This window comes from Armatimonas sp., assembly GCF_031410135.1.
Taxonomy (GTDB): Bacteria; Armatimonadota; Armatimonadia; order Armatimonadales; family Armatimonadaceae; genus Armatimonas.
The window spans coordinates 1-8,124 of sequence record NZ_JANNYP010000254.1 but is presented as its reverse complement, the minus strand read 5'-3'; the positions used below and the strand labels follow the sequence as shown (position 1 = coordinate 8,124).

General features: G+C 61.6%; 7 protein-coding genes and 1 pseudogene. 6 read left to right on the top strand and 2 right to left on the bottom strand.

The features are described 5' to 3' along the window. The 3 genes and pseudogenes from RMO15_RS09570 to RMO15_RS09560 form a co-directional block, all read left to right on the top strand. Positions 1-374, top strand: a pseudogene (locus RMO15_RS09570) (aromatic ring-opening dioxygenase subunit LigB); the annotation flags it as partial. After that, complete coding sequence (locus tag RMO15_RS09565) at positions 367-1,230, top strand: hypothetical protein (protein ID WP_309711184.1); 864 nt, start codon at positions 367-369, stop codon at positions 1,228-1,230. The pseudogene RMO15_RS09570 and the gene RMO15_RS09565, both read left to right, overlap by 8 nt. Beyond that, positions 1,227-3,788 carry a glycoside hydrolase N-terminal domain-containing protein gene (locus RMO15_RS09560; RefSeq protein ID WP_309711181.1) on the top strand — a complete coding sequence of 854 codons (2,562 nt, stop codon included), beginning with the start codon at positions 1,227-1,229 and terminating at the stop codon, positions 3,786-3,788. The genes RMO15_RS09565 and RMO15_RS09560 overlap by 4 nt, the downstream gene beginning before the upstream one ends. On the opposite strand, the gene RMO15_RS09555 is transcribed toward RMO15_RS09560, so the two are convergent. Further along, positions 3,789-6,014, bottom strand: a complete 2,226-nt coding sequence (locus tag RMO15_RS09555; RefSeq protein ID WP_309711178.1) for a M60 family metallopeptidase — start codon at positions 6,012-6,014, stop codon at positions 3,789-3,791. A gap of 62 nt (positions 6,015-6,076) precedes the next feature. On the opposite strand from RMO15_RS09555, the gene RMO15_RS09550 reads away from it, so the two are divergent. Further along, entirely contained in the window at positions 6,077-6,616 is a 540-nt protein-coding gene (locus RMO15_RS09550) for a hypothetical protein (RefSeq protein ID WP_309711175.1), read from the top strand. Here RMO15_RS09550 and RMO15_RS09545 read toward each other — a convergent pair whose 3' ends face one another. Continuing rightward, positions 6,617-7,468: a metallophosphoesterase gene (locus tag RMO15_RS09545; protein WP_309711172.1), complete on the bottom strand. Its 852-nt coding sequence runs from the start codon at positions 7,466-7,468 to the stop codon at positions 6,617-6,619. A gap of 149 nt (positions 7,469-7,617) precedes the next feature. On the opposite strand from RMO15_RS09545, the gene rpmF reads away from it, so the two are divergent. Together rpmF and RMO15_RS09535 are read left to right on the top strand one after the other, a co-directional pair. Beyond that, positions 7,618-7,809 carry a 50S ribosomal protein L32 gene (gene rpmF / locus RMO15_RS09540; RefSeq protein WP_309711169.1) on the top strand — a complete coding sequence of 64 codons (192 nt, stop codon included), beginning with the start codon at positions 7,618-7,620 and terminating at the stop codon, positions 7,807-7,809. Positions 7,810-7,824: 15 nt separating this feature from the next. Continuing rightward, positions 7,825-8,028 carry a hypothetical protein gene (locus RMO15_RS09535; protein WP_309711166.1) on the top strand — a complete coding sequence of 68 codons (204 nt, stop codon included), beginning with the start codon at positions 7,825-7,827 and terminating at the stop codon, positions 8,026-8,028. The last annotated feature ends 96 nt before the right edge of the window (positions 8,029-8,124 follow it).

The following is an 8,124-nucleotide window of genomic DNA, read 5'->3' as shown; positions in this document are numbered from 1 at the left end:
CTCCCAACCGAAGCCTGCCGCGTGAGCATTTAGTGCGTTTTGGTTTGCTGCTCGCCCGATGCGCCGCCGAAACAGAGAAGCGAGTCGCGCTGATTGCCTCGTGCGACCAGGGCCACGCCCACGACCCCGACGGCCCCTACGGCTACTCGCCCGTCAGCGCCGAGCACGACGGAGCGATGTGCGCCGCGATTGTCGAAGAAGACCTAGGCCGTTTATTGGAGTGGGACGAAGCATTTTTAGAGGACGCGAAAGTGGACGCGTTCTGGCAGACCATTATCCTCGCCGGAGCACTGGGCCACACCCCGCTCGCCGGAGAGCTGCTCTCTTACGAGGCCCCGACCTACTTTGGAATGGCGGTAGCCAGCTATGAGTGACCGTGAGATTGTCTACGCCTGTCGCTACTACGCGCCAGGCAGCCGCAAGAGCTACTCCAACCTCTACCTGATCCACCCCGATGGCACCGGACGGAAGCAGCTCACCCAGGCCCGCGCCGATGACACCGAGCCCCAGTGGTCGCCCGATGGCAAGTGGATTGCCTTCTGGCGCGGCACACGCGACCTAATGGCCCTCTCCTTGCGCACGGGAGCGACCAAGCGCCTCTACCAGATGCGGGAGTTCTGGGAGTCCTTCCACTGGCAAGACAATGAGTGGCTCCGGCTTGAAGAGAGCGAGAAGCAGCACCGCCTGATCTCTGTCACGACAGGCCAGAGCAAGCCCGTGCCACCACTGCCTCAGCCCGACCCGATGAAGCTGACTCTGGGCAAGCACTCTCTCACCCTCTTCAACCCAGACAATACAGAAGTCGGACTACCAAAGCTCACTGTAGACGGCAAACCCTTGCTGCTTCAACTAGCCTCGGAGGCTCAGCGCTGGCTCCAACGGACACCCCCACACTACTTCGAGCTGAAGACGATACCAAGGGATTTTAAAACTATTCTGATCTGTGGATACCATGGGGGCAGCAGTATGGGGCACTGGTTTGGTGCCCTTCAGGTGGATGTGACGACAGGTAAAACAACCAATTTTTTTGAGTTCGGCACCCTCTGCCTCGCTCCCGACAGTAAGCGCTATGTCACCAGCTACTTTCGTGACTTAGCCCCACTCGGGGACAAGCAAGTCTGGGTTCAATCGCTACGTGTGGGGAGGCTCGACAAACCGGGGAGCCAGGAGATCGTCAAGGGACTTGCCTTTGTCCAAGGCTGTGACTGGCGAGGAGGAAAACGCATTTGAGTAAGCTATGGTACGCACAAGCGGCAACGAAATGGTCGTCGGAGGCGCTTCCGATTGGCAACGGGCGGCTGGGTGCGATGCTCTTTGGCGGTGTTGCCCAGGAGCGGATTCAGTTCAACGAGCAGAGCCTCTGGTCGGGCGACAACAACTGGGACGGCGAGTACCAGACGGGCGACCACGGATTTGGCTCCTACCGGACATTTGGCGATATTTTCCTGACCTTTGGCACGCCCAAGACCGTCGTGCTCTCTTCACCCAGTGGCCACGGAAACGGCGATGGCAACCCTCTGAGCAATGCCTGTGACGGCCAGCCAGGGAGCAAGTGGTGTACCGAAAACCGAGGCGCGACGGTTATCTGGCAGGCCGAGCTCCCCGAGGCGCAGACCGTGACCGGCTACAAGCTCACCAGCGCCGATGATGTCCCCACCCGAGATCCACAAGAATGGACTCTGGAAGGCTCGCGCGACGGCACCCGCTGGCAGACACTCGACCGGCAGAACCTAGGCAAGCCCTTCGAGCAGCGCCACCAGACCAAGGCGTTTGCTATCGCACAGCCGGGAGCCTACCGTTTCTACCGCCTGAGCTTCGCCGCTAAGAACCCCAGCCACTTTCAAGTGGCTGAGATTACCCTCGATGGCGTGGCGCTAAAGGGCGAGAGTTCGGTGCCTGCCGACTACCGCCGCGAGCTCGATATTGCCACGGGCGTGCACCGGACGACGTTTACGCAAAATGGCATCGCCTACACCCGCGAGGCGTTTGTGAGCCGCCCGGCGCAGGCGCTGATACTCCGCTACACCGCCGACAAGCCCGGCGCACTCTCGGGTGTGCTTACGCTGCGCTCGGGTCAGCCCAACACGCCGGTTATGGCAGAGCCAAACGGGCTTTTCTGGGACGCGATGATGCCCAACAAGCTGCGCCACGCCTGCGGCCTGCGCGTCAAAAACACGGGCGGCAAAGTGAGTGCCGAGGGCAGCGACAAGCTTATCTTTGAGCGCTGCAACAGCCTGGTCGTGACCCTCTGCGCTCGGACGGACTACAAACCCGACTTTCGCTCCGGCTGGCGAGGCGAGGCTCCGGCTCCTGTGGTGGCGCGTGAGCTGGCCACCGCCTCGGCCAAGCCCTATGCCCCGCTCCTGAAAGCCCACCAGGCCGATCTGGCGCGGCTTCTGGAGAGCGTGACCGTGAGCTGGGGCCGCACCGAGGCTAAGGCCGCCGCGCTGGCCACCGATGCCCGTCTGAAGCGCTACAGCAAGGGCGAGAGCGATCCCGAGCTGGAGCAAACTATGTTCCACTACGGGCGCTACTTGCTGGCGAGCTGCTCCCGGCCCGGTGGCCTGCCCGCCAATCTCCAGGGGCTCTGGAACGACAGCAACTCCCCCGCGTGGGCGTCGGACTACCACAACAATATCAATCTCCAGATGAACTACTGGCACGCCGAAACAACCAACCTCGCCGAGTGCCACGAGCCACTCTTAGACTTTGTCGCCGCCGCTGTCGAGCCCTGCCGGATCGCCACAAAGCGTGCCTTTGGCGAGAAGACCCGTGGCTGGACCGCGCGAACGTCGCAGAGTATCTTTGGCGGCAACGGCTGGGAGTGGAACATCCCCGCCAGCGCCTGGTACGCCCAGCACTTCGTGGAGCACTGGGCCTTCACGCAAGACCGGAAGTTTTTAGAGCGAGCCTATCCGATTGTGAAAGAGATCTGTGAGTACTGGGAGGATCACCTCAAGCGCCTGCCGGATGGGACACTCGTCGCGCCCAACGGCTGGTCGCCGGAGCACGGGCCGCGCGAGGACGGCGTGATGCACGACCAGCAGCTCCTCTGGGACTTATTTCAGGGCTACTTAGAGCTAGCACGTGCGCGGAATACGGATCCCGATTATCAAAAAAAGATCGCCACACTGCAATCCCAGCTCGCGCCCAACAAGATCGGTAAGTGGGGCCAGCTCCAGGAGTGGCAGGCCGACCGCGACGATCCCAAAGACACGCACCGGCATACCTCGCACCTCTTTGCGGTCTACCCCGGCAAGCAGATCAGCCCGACCACCACGCCCGAGCTCGCCAAAGCCGCGATTGTCTCCCTCAAGGCCCGCAGCAACGACCAGGCCGGGCAGCCCTTCACGGTCGAGACCACGATTGGAGATAGCCGCCGCTCGTGGACCTGGCCGTGGCGCTGTGCCTGCTGGGCGCGTCTGGGTGAGGCGGAGCGGGCCGGGATCATGGTGCGGGGCCTCTTGACCTACAACACGCTCCCCAACCTCTTCTGCGACCATCCCCCGTTCCAGATGGACGGCAACTTCGGCATCTCCGCCGCCATCGCCGAGTGCCTGCTCCAGAGCCACGCGGGTGAGCTTCACCTGCTCCCCGCGCTCCCTAAAGCCTGGGCCACCGAGGGCAGCTTCACCGGCCTACGCGCCCGAGGCGGCTACCGCGTGGACTGCGCCTGGAAAGACGGCAAAGTAATCTCCCACCGCATCGTCGCGGATCGGGCAAGGAGCAAGAAAGCGCCTGTCTCAGTACGCCTCAACGGCCAGCTACGAAGCGTCGTGCCGGAATAGCTATTTCTTGGGCCAGTCCTTGGGCATCCAGCGGGGGAGGCGGGCGATTTGGCTTCGGGCCGCATCGCTGGTGGGGACACCCCAAGCAGTAAAGAACGGCCCGAGATTTTTATTGACGGTGCGAGAGAAACGGGTCATGAACTGGTCACGCTTTTGCTGATCTGTGGTGGGCAGGGACTCTTTGGGCGCTTTCTCGTACTCCGCGAAGACCTTCTTAAATGTCTCCCAGCCAAAAGCATCTTTAAGCTGGGCAAAGAGAATCAGCGCCAGAAACGGGTCTTCTTTCCACTTGGCATAGGGAGCTCCTGCGGCAAGATGCTTCGTCATGGCCTCCCGAATCGTCTTCGGCTCCATCGGGGAGAGCCCCACTCTATCGCCGTTGAGTTTTTCGCACGCGTAGAGCGAGAAGAGGTTGTTGGTCACTTCTCCACAGCCCTCCCAGGTCCACCACTCGCGCTGATGGTTGTGGCCAAGCTCATGGTAAAAACCCCAGTTGGGCTCGCCTTTTTGGCCACGCAGCACGCTCAGATCCACGAAGCGCCGCGCGATCTCGTCCGTATAGGTCATGATCGGGTAGCCTGCAGGCATGTAGCCCGCGCTGATCTGCTTGTCTACCACGTAGCGCTCGGGGCGGGGCCGGTTCTTGGGAATCTGGTAGAGGTCAGCGGCGAGATCGGAGACCTCGTCCCAGTAGGCCATCAGCGCCTCGGGGTCATCAAGAGAGCGCACCACACTAGAGGGCACGGAGAGGATGATATTCTTTCCCTCAAGCTCCGCCCACGGCCCGGGAGCGTTGCGGATGCTATTGCGCCAGTCCGCCGGAGGAGTGATGCCGCGCACAAAGCGTGGTGCGGCAACGGCTCCCGAGATCGTGACCGTAAAAGTGTCTTTGGCAAAGCCCTCGGGGACATCAATATAGACCGTTCCGCCAAACGCACTGGTGAGCTTGAAGGTCGGCTGGTTGATGGGGCGGCTGAGCGTGATCTCGGGGAAGCGCTCCCATTTTCCCAGGTTCCAGAGCGTGTCCTCATGGCAGCCAATCCGCACGGAGAGACCTTTGCCTGCCAGCGCGGGCGGTATGGAGATCGTCAGTGGCGCTCCGGGCGCGGCATAGAGTCCTGTGCCCTGCCAGCCATGCACCCCACCGGCGACGGTTACTTTCTGATTCGCAAGACGGGGCGCATCAAAGGCAACCACGCCCGGAAAGCCCCCTGATGAGATATGGGCAGGCTGACGATCCCCAGAGCCACGCCGGATCGCGTTTTGCTCCAGCACGGTCTTGAGGCGCGCCACGGGCTGATCCACCCCGATGGGAAAGGCGGTATTGCCTGCGAAGCGCTTGGTGAGCGCGGCCACCTGCGGCAGAAACCGGGGCTCATCGCTAGGTAGCGGCCCAATGGCACTTGTGAGGGTCTGCCCTACCTGCGCAAGATTTTCGGCAGACAGAGGCATGGTGTTATCGGCATGGCTCTGTAGCGCCGCCAGTGCCGTCTTGGCCTGGAGCAGCTCCAGCGGGCCCGAGTCGGCCTTCCAGCCCTTCTCCCCGGTCTTCTCAAAGTACCCATCGGCCCAAGCGATTCCCAGGCGCGTGAAGAGCTTGTTGCCCCCATGGTCTGCACCTAGGGTCTTGCCTGGGTGCGTCTGAACCCAGCCCCAGCCCAGTGAGTCCATCACGACCCCACCGCCGCCCCGCACGAAGATCGTCAGTGCCTGCGCCAGTCGCACCCCCGCCTTGTCGTCCAGCGCCGCCGCGTTCATCACCACAGCATCAAAGTCCGGCGACTCGATCTGGCTCTGGAGCTGTGCGGTGGTCAGGCGCACCACCTTCAGCCCTGTCTTTTCTAAAATATCCGCCACATAGGGCCGCTCAACCACCGCAACAGTCGCTGTGGGCATCGCCAGCACCCAGCGGACGGCATTGAGCAGAAACTGCGTGTTATCCGGGTGCTTGAGAGGCTCCTCGGCGAGAAAGCCATCGTGCCCAATGGCGACCGCGCGACCCCGCTCAAAGCGGCTCGCGGCAATCATCGGCAGGCGGCGGCTCTCGCTGCGTCCCGCCACGACCACAAAGGCATTGTCTCCAAACACCGAGAGCGGTCCCGGAATCGCGCTAGGCGCAATCAGCTCCGTGACCCCGGCAAGAAGCGCGGCTTGATCGGTCTGAGGAGAGCGGACAAGAGAATTTGAATACGTGGCGTAAAGAGCCACAGGCACAACAAACGGCATGCCTCAACCCTACCACCGGGCAGGGTCGCTTGTCAACCTTGTGGAAGTCCGTATAATTCCGTATGGACGAAACATCAAGGCCCTATCACCTCGTCATCCAGCCAAAGCACGGCAAAGACGGGGAGTCCCTCCTGCGCCTCTGGGAGCGCAAAGGCCACCGTCTCCTCTGGGAACGCCACATTGAGGGGCTCTGGGCCGATCAGAAACGTAGCATCGCCTGGTCTCCTGATGGCCGCGGATTGGCCGTCTTGAACGAGGGCGGGGATCTCCTGCTCTGGCAGGAGGGTAGCCTCCCCAAAAAGCATGCGCTCACCATGCCTCAGACCTTCCATAAAGAGACCATCTACCTCGACTATTTCTGGAGCCCCGTTCTTTCACCCGATAAGACGCGTATTCTCTTTCGAGGCGGAGCCAGCGGCGATGGAGATTTTGATGCGGGCTTCTTGATCTGCTGGAGTCGCAAGACAGGCCGTTGCCAGGTTTTGAAAGACAGCGTACGCAAAGCAAGCTGGCTCAGCCCCACCCATATCCGCTACACCCAGGTGGAGGGCCTCATGCCCGGAGAGCGGCTGACGAACCATGAGTGCTGGGTACCCGTTTAGCTATGCGGCCCGGAGCGTGAAGAGGGTGACTTCGGGGGGGCAGTTGAGGCGGATCGGGTAGCCGGTGCAACCGATCCCTCGACTGACATAGAGCTGGGCTTTGTCGTAGGTGCCCCAGCCGTCTATTTGGGCGAAGCCTTGCATACCGGGGGGATAGTGCGGAGGCAGACCGGGGACGCGCACCTGGCCACCGTGGGTGTGGCCGGAGAGGGCGATGCAGGGTCGGCCTGTGACGTAGCGAACTCCCACGGGGTTGTGGGTCAGAAAGAGGAGCGCGTCGCCCTCGGGGATGTCTTTGAGAGCCAGATCCGTGTTGGGCATTCCCTTGATCGTGTCCTCAATCCCTGAGACCCAGAGGCCCGGCGCAAGCTCTAGGTTGGCATTGCGAAGCATCGTAACCCCGGCATGCTCGGTCAGAAGTGAGGAGACCCAGTCGGGGTTCTGGTAATCGTGGTTGCCCAGAACTCCGATAATGCCCAGGCGCGGAGAAAGCATGGCGAGTAGCTTGGCGAAGGGAAGCGTATCGGCGGCATCCCAGCGGACATAGTCGCCGGTCAGTACCACCAGATCCGGCTTCCAAGCCGCCGCCTGACGTACGGCGGCCTCAATCACAGAGTCTGGGGTGAGGTTCCCACGGTGCGGGTCGGTAAGCTGCACCACCTTCAGCCCCTCCAGCGCTGGGGGCAAGTTCGGCAAGACGGCATCAAAGGTTCGCGCCTCAATCAAGAACGGCTCCGCCAGCCCTTCGGCCAGAGTCACTGCCGCCACTCCGGCGCAGAGTCGCAAGAAAACCTGGCGCGTGGCGGCTCGTCGGGTAAGCTTAGGCGAATTACTTTGTTCAGCAAAGTTCATAAAAAGAGATACGTAAGCCTTTAGCCCAAACGTTCCCGATAGAGGAAAAGTGGCAGAGATCCAGAAGTCGCGGTATACTCGCACTTCTGTGTGACGGTTGAAAATACCGCTCTCAAACGATTTTCTGGGAAGACCTAAAGGACAGTACAATGCCCCTACCAAAACGACGACATTCTAGCACGCGTCAGGCCAAGCGCCGGACGCATTACAAGCTCACTCCGCCGAGCCTGACCTTCTGCAAGCGCTGCAATGAAATGGCCCGTAGCCACTACATCTGTGCAAGCTGTGGCTACTACAATGGCCGCCAGTGGCTCACTCCCAAGGCCGAAGCTACGGCATAGGCACCTTAGACCTACGTGATCTCAATAGCGCTCGATGCCGTCGGCGGCGATCATGCCCCGGCGCAGATCGTTCGCGGTGCGGTTGACTTTGTCCGCTCCGAACTCGGGGAGGGCGTACGTGTTCTACTCGTCGGCGATGCCCAAATCATCGCCGCAGAGCTCGTCGCCTGCGATGCAGACGGCGACTCGTCGATTCGATGTTGGATCATCTGCCCGTAGCAGTCCGACGTGAGCTTCTGAAAGATGTCCCGGACCTGCCATTCACTGGCGGCAATCCATTGCCCGTCCGGCGCGTCATCCACGGCCTTCAATGCC